This window comes from Pseudomonas sp. CFBP 8772, assembly GCF_014841665.1.
Classification (GTDB): domain Bacteria; phylum Pseudomonadota; class Gammaproteobacteria; order Pseudomonadales; family Pseudomonadaceae; genus Aquipseudomonas; species Aquipseudomonas graminis_B.
This window is the reverse complement of sequence record NZ_JACYUI010000001.1, coordinates 311,300-325,135: the sequence shown is the minus strand read 5'-3', so window position 1 is coordinate 325,135 and position 13,836 is coordinate 311,300. Positions and strand designations below refer to the sequence as shown.

Annotated in this window: 10 protein-coding genes; 7 read left to right on the top strand and 3 right to left on the bottom strand. The window is 63.2% G+C overall.

The window, feature by feature from the left end; genetic code table 11:
* Positions 1-127: 127 nt before the first annotated feature.
* Complete coding sequence (locus tag IFT99_RS01385; protein ID WP_192130168.1) at positions 128-1,657, top strand: MFS transporter; 1,530 nt, start codon at positions 128-130, stop codon at positions 1,655-1,657.
* A gap of 24 nt (positions 1,658-1,681) precedes the next feature.
* On the opposite strand, the gene IFT99_RS01380 is transcribed toward IFT99_RS01385, so the two are convergent.
* A complete protein-coding gene (locus IFT99_RS01380; protein WP_192130167.1) occupies positions 1,682-2,818 on the bottom strand; it encodes a glycerate kinase in 1,137 nt (378 codons plus the stop codon).
* A gap of 229 nt (positions 2,819-3,047) precedes the next feature.
* Entirely contained in the window at positions 3,048-4,133 is a 1,086-nt protein-coding gene (locus IFT99_RS01375) for a CdaR family transcriptional regulator (protein WP_192130166.1), read from the bottom strand.
* Between the two features lie 189 nt (positions 4,134-4,322).
* On the opposite strand from IFT99_RS01375, the gene IFT99_RS01370 reads away from it, so the two are divergent.
* Positions 4,323-5,486, top strand: coding sequence for an alpha/beta fold hydrolase (locus IFT99_RS01370; protein WP_192130165.1), 1,164 nt, complete (start codon positions 4,323-4,325; stop codon positions 5,484-5,486).
* A gap of 1,891 nt (positions 5,487-7,377) precedes the next feature.
* Here IFT99_RS01370 and IFT99_RS01365 read toward each other — a convergent pair.
* On the bottom strand, positions 7,378-8,091 hold the full coding sequence (locus tag IFT99_RS01365) for a FadR/GntR family transcriptional regulator (protein WP_192130164.1): 714 nt from the start codon (positions 8,089-8,091) through the stop codon (positions 7,378-7,380).
* A gap of 346 nt (positions 8,092-8,437) precedes the next feature.
* Between IFT99_RS01365 and IFT99_RS01360 the strand changes: the two genes are divergently transcribed.
* The 5 genes from IFT99_RS01360 to pncA all read left to right on the top strand — a co-directional run bounded on the left by IFT99_RS01360 (position 8,438) and on the right by pncA (position 13,833).
* Positions 8,438-9,787, top strand: a complete 1,350-nt coding sequence (locus tag IFT99_RS01360; RefSeq protein ID WP_192130163.1) for an MFS transporter — start codon at positions 8,438-8,440, stop codon at positions 9,785-9,787.
* Positions 9,788-9,873: 86 nt separating this feature from the next.
* Positions 9,874-11,217: a glucarate dehydratase gene (gene gudD, locus IFT99_RS01355; RefSeq protein WP_192130162.1), complete on the top strand. Its 1,344-nt coding sequence runs from the start codon at positions 9,874-9,876 to the stop codon at positions 11,215-11,217.
* 168 nt (positions 11,218-11,385) lie between these two features.
* Positions 11,386-12,039, top strand: coding sequence for a DUF1345 domain-containing protein (locus IFT99_RS01350; RefSeq protein ID WP_065988598.1), 654 nt, complete (start codon positions 11,386-11,388; stop codon positions 12,037-12,039).
* 127 nt (positions 12,040-12,166) lie between these two features.
* The gene (locus tag IFT99_RS01345; RefSeq protein ID WP_192130161.1) at positions 12,167-13,132 is read left to right on the top strand and encodes a D-2-hydroxyacid dehydrogenase family protein; all 966 of its coding nucleotides are present in this window, start codon (positions 12,167-12,169) and stop codon (positions 13,130-13,132) included.
* Between the two features lie 50 nt (positions 13,133-13,182).
* A complete protein-coding gene (pncA, locus tag IFT99_RS01340; RefSeq protein WP_192130160.1) occupies positions 13,183-13,833 on the top strand; it encodes a bifunctional nicotinamidase/pyrazinamidase in 651 nt (216 codons plus the stop codon).
* Positions 13,834-13,836: the final 3 nt, after the last annotated feature.

Below are 13,836 nucleotides of genomic sequence, written 5' to 3'. Positions count from 1 at the left end.
AAACGCGAGGCGCGGGTAACAGAGCATAGGGCATATCCGCTTACTCTGTTGCGGCGAAGCACCACCCCGCCCCACTTCTTCACCACCCGCGTTAGTCCGCACCTAACAGCTTTCGGAGCGCCCGCCCATGTCTCGACCCAGCCCCCGCATGACCCTGCTCACGGCCTCCGGCGTGTGCGCGCTGATCGTGCTCGACACCAATATTGTCGCCGTGACCCTGCCGAGCATCGCGCGGGACCTGAATGCCGGGTTCGCCGACATCGAGTGGGTCGTCAGCGCCTACATGCTGGCCTTCGCCGCGCTGCTGCTGCCGGCGGGCAGTCTGGCCGATCGCTTTGGCCGCAAGCGCATGCTGGTCACCGGGCTGGTGCTGTTCATTCTGGCCTCGCTGGGCTGCGGCGCGGCGCCGGACATTCTGTTCCTCGACATCGCCCGGGCGATCAAGGGCGTCGGCGCGGCGCTTCTGCTGACCTCGGCGCTGGCGACCATCGGCCACGTTTTCCACGATGAAGCCGAGCGCGCCAAAGCCTGGGCGTTCTGGGGCGCCTGCATGGGCGTGGCCATGACCGCAGCGCCCACGGTGGGCGGGCTGATCGCCGACCTGATTGGCTGGCGCTGGATTTTCTACCTGAACCTGCCGGTGGGGTTGGGCTTGCTGCTGATGGTGTTGCGTCACATCGAGGAGTCGCGCAACGAGCAGTCGGCGCGTCTCGACCCGTGGGGCAGCCTGTTTTTCAGCGCCAGCCTGCTGAGCTTGATCTGGGGCCTGATCGAAGCCAACCGAATCGGCTGGGACCACCCGCTCACGTCCATGCGTCTGGCAGCGGGGGCCGTGCTCCTCGTGCTGTTCGTCATCGCCGAGCGCCTGCAACGGCGGCCGATGGTCGATTTGCAGCTGTTCAACTACCCGCGCTTCATCGGCGCCCTGCTCGGGATGTTCGCCTACGCCGGCTGCGCCCAGGTGATGATGACGTTGCTGCCGTTTTACCTGCAAAACGGCCTGGGCTTCAGCGCCATCGGCTCGGGCCTGGGCATGCTGCCCTTCGCGATCACCATGTTGCTGCTGCCGCGCTTCGGGCCGACGCTGTCACGGCACCTGTCGCCGGCCGCCATGATGGCGCTGGGCCTGACCCTCGTCGGCATCGGCAACCTGCTGTGCGCCTGGGCCACAGGGATTGGCGGCTACCCGGCGTTCGCGGCGGCGATGGCGGTGACCGGTGCGGGCGCGGGCTTGCTCAATGGCGACACGCAGAAAAACATCATGGCCTGCGTGCCACGGGAACGCACCGGCATGGCGTCGGGGATGAGCACGACCATGCGTTTCAGCGCGATCATGCTGGCGATCGGCGTCTACGGCGCGCTGCTCGCCAGCCACACCCTCGGTTCGCTGAAAGACAGACTGGCGACTGTCGCGCCCCGTCTTCTCGATCAGGCCGAGTACATCGCGTCACGGGTGGTGGCCGGCGACATGCACGCCGCGCTGCAAACCATGGATGCCGGCGCGCGGGGCATGATTGAGCCGCTGGCCCGGGATGCCTTCGTCTCGGGCTTCGGCTCGGTGCTGTGGGTGGCAGGTCTGATCGCGCTGTTCGCGGCGGTGCTGGTGGGCACGTTGATGCGCAAACCGATTCCGCTGATGCACCTGAAAACCGCCTGATCGACGGGACCGATCAGGCCAGCGTCAACGGGCAGCGAGGGCCCACACCCGGGCGATATCCCGCGCGCGGTCGTGGAGCAACGTCGCCGCGTTGGCGCAGGCGAATTCCAGCGTCATCGGCCCGCTCGTCACCGCGAACGCGGCGCTGATGCCGTGGGCATAGAGGTCGGCGTAGCCCTCGCCCAGTGTCCCGGCCAGCACAATGACCGGCACGTTGTTGCGCTGCGCTATCCGGGCGACGCCGAACGGCGTTTTGCCGCGCAAGGTCTGGGCGTCGAAACGGCCTTCGCCAGTGATCACCAGGTCTGCACCCTCCAGCGCCTCGGCCAGCCCGGTCAGGTCGGCCACCACCTCCACACCGGGACGGAACGATGCATTCAGATAGGCCTTGGCCGCGAAGCCCATGCCGCCTGCTGCGCCGCTTCCCGGATATTCGCTCTCGTCGCGGCCCAGCGCCTGAGCCGAGTGCTCGGCGAAATGCCCCAGCGCTGCGTCCAGCGCCAGCACCTGTTCGGGCGACGCGCCCTTCTGCGGGCCGAATATGTGCGAGGCGCCTTGCATGCCGCAGAGGGGATTGTTGACGTCGGCGGCGACTTCGAACTGCACGCTGTTCAAGCGCGGGTCGAGCCCGGTCAGGTCGATTCGCGCCAGTCGCACCAGGGCCAGACCACCGGCCGGTAGGGGCTGGTCGTCGTGATCAAGGAAGCGCACGCCCAGCGCCGAGAGCATGCCAGTGCCGGCATCATTGGTCGCGCTGCCGCCGATGGCCAGAATCACCCGCTCGGCGCCTGCGTCCAGCGCGGCCTTGATCAGCTCGCCGGTGCCGAATGTGCTGGTGGTGGTTGCGTCGCGCTGGTCCAGGCTCAGCAGTTGCAAACCGCTGGCCATGGCCATTTCGATGATCGCCGTGCGCGTTTCGGCCAGCCACCCCCACTGTGCCTGCACCGATTGAGTCAGCGGTCCGCTGACCTGATTGCTCATCCATTCACCGTCGCACGCCGCCAAGACCGCTTCGATGGTGCCCTCCCCGCCATCGGCCATCGGGCACTCGACCAGTTCTGCGTCTGGCCAGACATCCCTCAGCCCGCGGGCAATGGCTTGGGCGACACTCTGGGCGCTGAGGCTGTCTTTGAAAGAGTCCGGGGCGATGACGATTTTCATATTGTTCTCCTTGTCTGAGGGCCGATCTTCGCACCGTGGGGCGACTTTACCGCCTTACGCTTGCACAACAGGTGGCTCTCTCGGTTGTTCATACGAACAAAGCCGCGAAAGCCTCTTACCTGACGACCATCTGCGCGCCTGCCAGCTTAGGGGACTTGCCAGCTTAGGGGACTGATTTATTTACAGCGCTTCACCGTAAATCAATCTGTCCCCGCCCCCCAAAAGTCCCTCACCTGGCCACCATCTGCGCGCCGAGGTACAGGCGCAAGAGATCTTCGGTCCGGTAGGGATCACAACCGGTCAGTTCGGTGATTTTCTCAAGCCGGTAACGCAGGCTGTTGCGATGGATGCCCAGCGCGTCGGCGCAGGCCTGGCTTTCGCCGCTGTAATCGAACCAGGCGCGCAAGGTGTCGAGCAATTGCGGGTTGTCGAGTAGGCGCTGGATCGGCTCGGCGATGCCTTCGGCCAACCAGTCATGGCGGTTGCGCCAAAACAGCAGCGCGACGCGATGGCTGGCCAGACGCAGGAGTTTGACGGCCGGCCGCAGGTGGCGTGCGTATTCGAGCAGGTCGCGGGCGGCGGTGCAGGCGGCGCGCAGGGAGGGCAAGTCTGACGATGGCTCGACGGTCGCCATGCGCTGCACGGGCCAGGCCTGCTCATCGAACAGCTCCAGCAGCAAGGCGTCGTCGCGGTCTTTGCCCAGCGCACGGCACCAGTAAATTAACCCCGGCTCGCACGGCAGGCACCAGCTGTTGGCGTAGCGCCCCGACAGCCACGCACTCATCGCAGCGGCATAGGTGGCGTCTTCAGGCAGTTCGAGCAACACGGCCTGGCGCGGCAACTGCGGCTGCAGACCCAACTGTTCAGCTTCGGCGATCAAGTGGGCAGCGCTGTCGCCGAGCAACAACCGCGACAGCAAGTCTTCACTGCGCTGATGCCGCCACTGCTGATCAGTCTGCTGGCGTCGATGCTCCATGAGCATCTCGGCGGTCATCTTCACCAGCTCCGCGTAGACCCGCACCTCATCCGGCTCGCCGGTGATACCGAGCACGCCGATCAGTTTCTGATCCAGCATCAACGGCAGATTCACCCCCGGGCGCACGCCGTCGAGCTGCCGCGCCGTGTGCGAATCGATCTCCACCACGCGTCTGTTGGCGAGGACCAGTTGCGCCCCCTCATGCCGGGTGTACAACCGCTCCGCCTCGCCGCTGCCAATGATGATGCCCAGGTAATCCATGACATTGACGTTGCACGGCAAAATCGCCATCGCCCGGTCGACGATGTCCTGGGCGAGGGCGTGGTCAAGGGCGAACATGAGGGGTGGCTGCACAGCAAAGGGAATGAGGGTTCATACACATCAGGTCTTGTTTTTGTGGGTGGTGGGAGTCTGCCTGAATTTTTCCAAGACTTCTCGCGCCAGTCCTGAGTGCATCGATATCCAACAGCGAGAGGCCGTGGCAGAGTGCGACCGTACCTTTATGGCCCTATCGAGTAATGCCTATTTATGTTGAGAACTGCCATCAAAAAGCTGCACCGTGTCACCCTCCTCCTCTGCGCCATGACCCTTCAGGCCTGCGCCTCCAGCGAGCCGCCTTTGGGGCAGGCGAGTTTTGCCGAGTATCGCCAGCAGACCATTGACTGGATGCAGGAGAACCGCACCTTTCAGACGACCGATCACCCGGCCGAGATCGAATGGAATGCGCCTCGGGAATGGCGGCCAGAAGCGCCAGCCACTCGGGGGATTCTGTTGGTCCATGGCCTCGGCGACTCCCCCTGGTCGTTCAATGACGTCGGCGAAGCGCTCGCCGCGCAGGGGTTTCTGGTGCGCACGGTTTTGCTGCCGGGGCATGGCAGCAAGCCGGCGGACATGCTGGAGGTGACGCTCAAGCAGTGGCAGCAAGTGGTGCGCGAGCAGACGCAGCTTCTTGAGCGGGAGGTGCCGACGGTGTATCTCGGCGGGTTTTCGACCGGGGCGAATCTGGTGCTGGATTACGCCTACGAGCACTCGAATATCGCCGGCCTGGTGCTGTTCTCTCCGGCGTTCAAACCGGCGAACACCTACGCGTGGGTCACCCAATACATCGGCTGGTTTAGGCCCTGGCTGGCAAAACCGGATGATGGCGTGCGTCCGATGCAGACGCCGGTCCGCTACCTGAACGTGCCCACCAACGGTTTCGCCCAGTTCTACCGCAGCGCGCTGCTGGCGCAGAAGCACCTCGACAAAGCGGCCTACGACAAGCCGGTCTTCGTCGCCATCACCGAGCACGATTCGGTGCTGGATACCGGTTACGTGCTGGACACCTTCAACGCGCGCTTCACCCATCCGCTCAGCCGGCTGATCTGGTATGGCAACGAACCGGCACCGGGGCAGAAAAACCCGAAGGTAGTGGTCCGCAACGACTTCCTGCCCGAATACCGCATCGCCCGGTTCTCGCACATGGGGCTGATGTTTTCCCCCGCAAATCCGCTGTATGGGGTAAATGGCACTCAGCGGATCTGCTGGAACGGCCAGTCATCCGCCGACATGCAAAAATGCCTGAATGGCGAGCCGGTGTGGTATTCCGATTGGGGCTATCGAGAGCCAGGCAAGGTCTTCGCGCGGCTGACGTTCAATCCGTATTTCGAGTGGCAGTCGGGGGTAATGATGGAGGTGCTGGCGTACCCATAGTAGAACCGCGCACGCTTCGTAGGACCGGCTTCAGCCGGGAAGAGGCCAGTGTGGGCGCCACGAATTTTGCGGTGTGACGCCCGACGCTTTCCCGGCTAAAGCCAGTCCTACAGGACGACCGCGTTCACATAGTGGGACCGGCTTCAGCCGGGAAAAGGCCGGTGTGAGCGCCACGAATTTTGCGGTGTGACGCCCGACGCTTTCCCGGCTAAAGCCAGTCCCACAGGATGACCGCGTTCACATAGTAGGACCGGCTTTAGCCGGGAAGAGGCCGGTGTGAGCGCCACGAATTTTGCGGTGTGACGCCCGACGCTTTCCCGGCTAAAGCCAGTCCTACAGGATGACCGCGTTCACATAGTGGGACCGGCTTCAGCCGGGAAAAGGCCGGTGTGAGCGCCACGAATTTTGCGGTGTGACGCCCGACGCTTTCCCGGCTAAAGCCAGTCCCACAGGATGACCGCGTTCACATAGTAGGACCGGCTTTAGCCGGGAAGAGGCCGGTGTGAGCGCCACGAATTTTGCGGTGTGACGCCCGACGCTTTCCCGGCTAAAGCCAGTCCTACAGGATGACCGCGTTCACATAGTGGGACCGGCTTCAGCCGGGAAAAGGCCGGTGTGAGCGCCACGAATTTTGCGGTGTGACGCCCGACGCTTTCCCGGCTAAAGCCAGTCCCACAGGATGACCGCGTTCACATAGTAGGACCGGCTTTAGCCGGGAAGAGGCCGGTGTGAGCGCCACGAATTTTGCGGTGTGACGCCCGACGCTTTCCCGGCTAAAGCCAGTCCTACAGGATGACCGCGTTCACATAGTGGGACCGGCTTCAGCCGGGAAAAGGCCGGTGTGAGCGCCACGAATTTTGCGGTGTGACGCCCGACGCTTTCCCGGCTAAAGCCAGTCCCACAGGATGACCGCGTTCACATAGTAGGACCGGCTTTAGCCGGGAAGAGGCCGGTGTGAGCGCCACGAATTTTGCGGTGTGACGCCCGACGCTTTCCCGGCTAAAGCCAGTCCTACAGGATGACCGCGTTCAAACAGTGGGACCGGCTTCAGCCGGGAAAAGGCCGGTGTGAGCGCCACGAATTTTGCGGTGTGACGTCCGACGCATTCCCGGCTAAAGCCAGTCCTACAGGACGACCGCGTTCACATAGTGGGACCGGCTTCAGCCGGGAAGAGGCCAGTGTGGGCGCCACGAATTTCGCGGTGTGACGCCCGACGCTTTCCCGGCTAAAGCCAGTCCCACTGTTTGACCGCGTTCAAACAGTGGGACCGGCTTCAGCCGGGAAGAGGCCGGTGTGAGCGCCACGAATTTTGCGGTGTGACGCCCGACGCTTTCCCGGCTAAAGCCAGTCCTACAGGATGACCGCGTTCAAACAGTGGGACCGGCTTCAGCCGGGAAAAGGCCGGTGTGAGCGCCACGAATTTTGCGGTGTGACGTCCGACGCATTCCCGGCTAAAGCCAGTCCTACAGGACGACCGCGTTCACATAGTGGGACCGGCTTCAGCCGGGAAGAGGCCAGTGTGGGCGCCACGAATTTCGCGGTGTGACGCCCGACGCTTTCCCGGCTAAAGCCAGTCCCACTGTTTGACCGCGTTCAAACAGTGGGACCGGCTTCAGCCGGGAAGAGGCCGGTGTGAGCGCCACGAATTTTGCGGTGTGACGCCCGACGCTTTCCCGGCTAAAGCCAGTCCTACAGGATGACCGCGTTCAAACAGTGGGACCGGCTTCAGCCGGGAAGAGGCCAGTGTGGGCGCCACGAATTTTGCGGTGTGACGCCCGACGCTTTCCCGGCTAAAGCCAGTCCTACAGGACGACCGCGTTCACATAGTGGGACCGGCTTCAGCCGGGAAAAGGCCGGTGTGAGCGCCACATATTTCGAGCGATAAAGACCTTCACTCAACCGGCGCCAGCCGTTCTCGGCTGTTGCTCAGGTGCGTCCACATCGCGGCGCGGGCGGCGTCGGGGTCCTGGCGGCGGATGGCGGCGAGGATGGCTTCGTGTTCGAGGTTGGCCAGATACGCACTGTGGGTGAGGCTCGCGCCGGCCCGTTCGCTGGTGGCAATGCGGCTGCGCGGGATGACGGCGATGCCGAGGTTTTGCAGGATCTCCACGAAATAAGGATTGCCAGTCGCTTCGGCGATCAGCAGATGAAAGCGCCGGTCCGCTTCGACGCAGCTGTCTTCCTTGGCCAGCAGGTCCTGATAATCATCCAGCGCGGCGCGCATCGCCGTCAGCTGGGCCTGACTCCGGCGTTGCGCGGCCAGGGCGACGGCCTGGGTTTCCAGGCCCATGCGCAGCTCGATGATGTGCCGCACGCTGAACGCCGTCTCCACCTTCAGGTGCAGCCCGCTCTGCTCCGAACGCGCCAGCACGTAGGTGCCTTTGCCCTGATGGGTCTCGACCAGCCCGGACGCCTGCAATTTGGAAATCGCCTCACGCACCACCGTGCGGCTTACGCCGTGCTCGCGGACAATCTCGCTCTCGGACGGCAGCTTCGCGCCGGGCGCAATGGTGCCCATCAAAATCCGCTGACTCAGGTCGGTGACCAGGTCCGTTGCCAGGCTGTGTTGGCGTCGCTTGGGTGGAAAGGGTCCGGTGCTGTTCAAAAAAGGTCGTCCTATAAGTATTGAAATAACGACGGCTGCCAACGCCTGCCGTCCACTTGTATTTTCCTGACAGCCCAGGCTCGTCACTCGTGTCAAACCACTCGCTGGAAACCCAGGGCGAAACGACCGGGGCCCTTGGAAACACAGCCACTCAGCACCCCATACCCACTCATCCAACTTGTCAGACAAGCGAGAATAGCCCGACGAAATACTTCCCGCAAGCCCCGCAAATACGGTTGCCAAGGCAATCATTACTTGTATGATGACTGGCAACAGGGCATACACACCTTGTCACAGACAACTTGCTTAATTACCCGCATAAAAATAATCAGTGGGAGTTACCAGAGTGAACACATCCTCATCACGGGCGGCTGACGCCACCGATTCCGTCCTGCAATCGGCGGTCTCGAAAGTCAAACGACACATCCTGCCGCTGTTCGTCATCATGTTTATCGTCAACTACATCGACCGGGTTAACATCGGCTTCGTGCGTAGTCACATGGAACATGACCTGGGTATCGGCGCGGCCGCCTACGGCTTCGGTGCCGGCCTGTTCTTCATCGCGTATGCGATGTTTGAAGTCCCCTCCAACATCCTCCTGCAGAAAGTCGGCGCGCGCATCTGGCTGACCCGCATCATGCTGACCTGGGGCATCGTCGCCGCGTGCATGGCGTTCATCCAGACCGAAACCCACTTCTACATCCTGCGCTTCTTGCTGGGCGTGGCCGAAGCCGGGTTCTTCCCGGGCGTGATCTACTACTTCACGCGCTGGTTGCCCGGCGTCGAGCGTGGCAAGGCCATCGCCATCTTCCTCAGCGGCTCGGCCTTTGCGTCGGTGATCTCCGGCCCGCTCTCCGGCCTGCTGCTGCAGATCGACGCGCTGGGCTTCCACGGCTGGCAGTGGATGTACTTCATCGAAGGCATGTTCTCCGTCGGCCTGTGCTTCTTCGTCTGGTTCTGGCTTGACTCCAAACCCCACGACGCGAAATGGCTCACCGAGGCCGAGAAAGACGCGCTGGTCAACACCATCGACGCCGAGCAGAAAGCTCGCGAAGCGGCCAACCCGGTCAAGCTGTCCATCGGCAAACTGCTCAAGGACCCGCAGATCATCCTGTTCTGCCTGATGTACTTCTTCATCCAGCTGACGATCTACGCGGCGACGTTCTGGCTGCCGAGCATCATCAAGAAGATGGGCGATCTCACCGACTTCCAGGTCGGTCTGTTCAACTCGATCCCGTGGTTCATCGCCATCGTCTGCATGTACGGTTTTGCCTCGCTGTCGGCCAAGTGGAAACACCAGCAGGCGTGGGTCGCCGTTGCCCTGTTGATCGCGGCGGCCGGGATGTTCATGTCGACCACGGGCGGTCCGGTGTTCGCCTTCGTCGCCATCTGCTTCGCCGCGATGGGCTTCAAATCGGCATCGTCGCTGTTCTGGCCGATCCCCCAGGGCTATCTGGATGCACGGATCGCCGCCGGCGTCATCGCGTTGATCAACTCGGTGGGCAACCTCGGCGGCTTCGTTGCGCCGACCACCTTCGGCATCCTCGAACAGCAGACCGGTTCGATCCAGGGCGGCCTGTATGGCCTGACCGTCACCTCGATCATCGCCGCCATTCTGGTGTTCACCGTGCGCACGACGCCCAAGCCCGGCGCGGTGCCGGTGGCCAAGGTCGACGTCACACCCAGCCACACTTGAGCCAAGCGCTTGGGCCCTGAGCTCTGAGCAATGAAGACCGTAAAGACAGCGCCCCCGCCGCGCTGGGTACTCACAAGGATTTAGACATGAACACACAGCATTCCGGCAGCACCCCCGTCATCACCGACATGCAGGTCATTCCGGTGGCCGGCCACGACGACATGCTGCTCAACCTCAGCGGCGCCCACGGTCCGTATTTCACCCGCAACATTGTCATCCTCAAGGACAACGCCGGCCACACCGGCGTGGGTGAAATCCCTGGCGGCGAGAAAATCCGCCAGACCCTCGAAGATGCCCGATCCCTGGTGGTCGGCAGCAGCATCGGCAACTACCAGAAGATCCTCAACGACGTGCGCCGCACCTTCGCCGAGCGCGATGCCGGCGGTCGCGGCCTGCAGACCTTCGACCTGCGCATCACCATCCACGCGGTCACCGGCATTGAAGCTGCAGTGCTGGATCTGCTCGGTCAGCACCTTGAGGTGCCGGTCGCGGCGCTGCTCGGCGAGGGCCAGCAGCGTGACGAAGTAAAGATGCTCGGTTACCTGTTCTACGTCGGTGACCAGACGAAAACCAACCTGCCCTATCGCACCGAAGCCGACGCGGACAACGAGTGGTTTCGCGTCCGCCACCAAGAAGCCCTGACCCCGGAAGCCGTCGTGCGTCTGGCCGAGGCGGCTTATGCTCACTACGGTTTCGAGGACTTCAAGCTCAAGGGCGGCGTGCTCAGCGGCGATGCGGAAATCGAAGCGGTGACGGCGCTGGCCGAACGTTTTCCGAAAGCGCGCATCACCCTCGACCCGAACGGCGCCTGGTCACTGAAAGAAGCGGTGCGTCTGTGCCGCGATCAGCACAAGGTGCTGGCCTACGCCGAAGACCCCTGTGGCGCAGAGAACGGTTATTCGGGCCGCGAAGTGATGGCTGAATTCCGTCGCGCCACCGGCCTGCGTACCGCCACCAACATGATCGCCACCGACTGGCGCGAAATGGGTCATGCCATCCAGCTTCAATCGGTGGACATCCCGCTCGCCGACCCGCACTTCTGGACCATGCAGGGTTCGGTGCGCGTCGCGCAGATGTGCAACGAATGGGGCCTGACCTGGGGCTCGCACTCCAACAACCACTTCGATATCTCCTTGGCGATGTTCACCCACGCGGCCGCCGCTGCGCCGGGCAACATCACCGCCATCGACACCCACTGGATCTGGCAGGACGGCCAGCGCCTGACCAAGGCGCCGCTGCAGATCATCGGCGGCAGCGTTCAAGTGCCGAAGAAGCCGGGGCTGGGGGTCGAGATCGACATGGACCAGGTGGCCAAGGCCCACGAGCTGTACAAAGGCATGGGCCTCGGCGCGCGGGATGACAGCGTGGCGATGCAGTTTCTGGTGCCCAACTGGACATTCAACAACAAGCAGCCGTGTCTGGTTCGCTGATTCAGTGATTTCAACCGGTCAACCTCCCACTGGACGGGCCGGTTAACAGATTCACCTAAACTGCCAAATGGCGACCGGCGCGTAACCCCTTGCGCGCCGTTTTTCTTCATCATCTGCTGTAGCGGCCGCGTGCTACTGTTCGCGCATCTCACTGCCGTGAATTCCTCTATGTCCCGCCTTGCCAAGACCCACCCCCGCCTGACCATCGCCACCCTTGTGGGCGTCGCTGCCGGTATCGCCAGCGCGTTCGTCGCCCCCGACATTTCGGTGATCAGCAAATGCCTGATCGGCTGGAACGTCGCCGGCTGGCTGTACATGGCGATGATCATGCGCCGCACCTTCAAATCCAGCGCGGAAGACGTGCGCCGGGTGGCCGAAATCGAGGACGAAAACGCCGGCGTGGTGCTGTTCGTCGTCTGCGTGGCGGCCATTGCCAGCCTGGCGGCGATCATCCTCGAGCTGGCCGGCATTCAAGACATGAAGGACGCCGATAAAGCGCTGCATTACGCCTTCACCGGCTTCACCATCCTCGGCTCCTGGCTGCTGATCGGCGTGGTCTTCAGCCTGCACTACGCCCGAGTGTTCTACACCTGGAACGGCGACAAGCCGGCGTTGCGCTTTGCCGATGGCGAAGAGAACCCGGACTACTGGGACTTTCTGTATTTCTCCTTCACCTTGTGCGTTGCGGTGCAGACCTCCGACGTCGGCGTCGCCACGCGCGGCCTGCGCAAAGTGGTGCTGGCGCAGTCGCTGATCGGGTTCGTGTTCAACACCTCGATTCTGGGGTTCTCGATCAACATCGCGGCGGGGTTGTTTAACTGACATTCAGCGCAGGTACCGGCACCTTCACGAGCAAGCTCACTCCCACACACGGACTTCCAGACCGCCCCGCGCAGGCGTACTGTGATCGCCATAAATCCAACATCGCTGCTGAACGAGGCCTCGCTCAATGACTCAGGATTCCGGGCTGAAGATTGCCGTACTCGACGACTGGCAATCGGTCGCCGAACACGTTGTGGACTGGACCGTATTGCAGCGGATCGGCGAGGTCAGTTTTCTCCATGACTACCCGGCGGATACCGACGCCATGGTCGCCCGCCTCAAGGACTTTCAGATCCTCTGCGTGATGCGCGAGCGCACGGTGTTCGATGACGCCCTGCTCAGTCAGCTGCCGAACCTGAAACTGCTGGTGACCGGCGGCATGCGCAACGCGGCGCTGGACCTCAAGGCCGCCGCGCGCCTGGGCATCACCGTGGTCGGCACCGACAGCTATAAGTACGCGGCGCCTGAACTGACCTGGGCGCTGATCATGGGCGTGACCCGCAACCTGGTCGACGAAGCCAATTCCCTGCGCGCGGGCGACTGGCAGATCGGCATCGGCAGCGACTTGTACGGCAGGACCTTGGGCATCGTCGGGCTGGGCAGCATCGGCCAGAAAATCGCCCGTTACGGCAAGGCTTTCGACATGAAGGTGATCGCCTGGAGCGAGAACCTCACCGCTGAACGGGCCGCCGAGCATGGCGTGACGTACGTCAGCAAGCAGGAACTGTTCGAGCAAGCGGACGTGGTCTCGGTGAACCTGGTGCTCAGCGAGCGCAGCCGCGGGCTGGTCGATGCCGATTCGCTAAACCGCATGAAGCCGACGGCGTATCTGGTGAACACCGCCCGCGGGCCGATCGTCGACGAGGACGCGCTGATCGAGGTGCTCAAACAGAATAAAATCGCCGGCGCCGCCCTGGACGTTTACAGCGTCGAGCCGCTGCCCGCCGATCACCCGTTTCGCACGTTGCCCAACGTCCTGGCCACACCCCACGTGGGCTACGTGACCGAGAACAACTACCGGATGTTTTTCAACCAGATGATCGAGGACATTCAGGCCTGGCACGCCGGCGCGCCGATCCGCGTGTTGGCCTGACCGCGAACCGACTCATTGCCCCAAGACTCACTGCATCAAGGACTCAGATGATGACCACGCCGCTTTCCCGATTGCCCTCCGACCCACGCGCCGCGTTGCTGGTGATCGACATGCAATACGACTTCATGCCCGGCGGCGCGCTGGCCGTGGCCGAAGGCGATGCGCTGGTGCCGTTGATCAACCGCCTCGGCGCGCAGTTTCGCAACGTGGTCATGGCCCAGGACTGGCACCCGCGCGGGCATGTGTCGTTTGCGTCGAGCCACGCCGGGCGCGCGCCGTTTGACAGCATCACCCTGCCCTACGGCGCGCAGACGCTGTGGCCCGATCACTGCGTGCAAGGCAGCCACGGTGCCCGGTTGCACGCCGACCTGGACATCACCCACGCACAGTTGATCCTGCGCAAGGGCTGCAACGCCGGCATCGACAGCTATTCCGCGTTTGTCGAAGCCGACCGCACCACGCGCACCGGGCTGGCCGGCTACCTGAGCGAGCGTGGCATCGACAGCGTGTTCGTGGTCGGCCTCGCCCTGGATTTCTGCGTGGCCTGGACCACGCTGGACGCCAGGGCGGCGGGTTTCAACACCTGGGTGATCGCCGATGCGTGCAAGGCCATCGACCTGAACGGCTCGCTGGACCAGGCCTGGAAAGACATGGCCCTCGCGGGCGTCAACCGGATCGACAGTGCAGAGCTGACTGACTAGATG

Bases quoted from the DNA above. Each gene is read 5' to 3' on its own strand.
- IFT99_RS01385 (WP_192130168.1), top strand. From the start codon at position 128: ATGTCTCGACCCAGCCCCCGCATGACCCTGCTCACGGCCTCCGGCGTG.
- IFT99_RS01380 (WP_192130167.1), bottom strand. From the start codon at position 2,818: ATGAAAATCGTCATCGCCCCGGACTCTTTCAAAGACAGCCTCAGCGCC.
- IFT99_RS01375 (WP_192130166.1), bottom strand. From the start codon at position 4,133: ATGTTCGCCCTTGACCACGCCCTCGCCCAGGACATCGTCGACCGGGCG.
- IFT99_RS01370 (WP_192130165.1), top strand. From the start codon at position 4,323: ATGTTGAGAACTGCCATCAAAAAGCTGCACCGTGTCACCCTCCTCCTC.
- gudD (WP_192130162.1), top strand. From the start codon at position 9,874: ATGAACACACAGCATTCCGGCAGCACCCCCGTCATCACCGACATGCAG.
- IFT99_RS01350 (WP_065988598.1), top strand. From the start codon at position 11,386: ATGTCCCGCCTTGCCAAGACCCACCCCCGCCTGACCATCGCCACCCTT.
- IFT99_RS01345 (WP_192130161.1), top strand. From the start codon at position 12,167: ATGACTCAGGATTCCGGGCTGAAGATTGCCGTACTCGACGACTGGCAA.
- pncA (WP_192130160.1), top strand. From the start codon at position 13,183: ATGACCACGCCGCTTTCCCGATTGCCCTCCGACCCACGCGCCGCGTTG.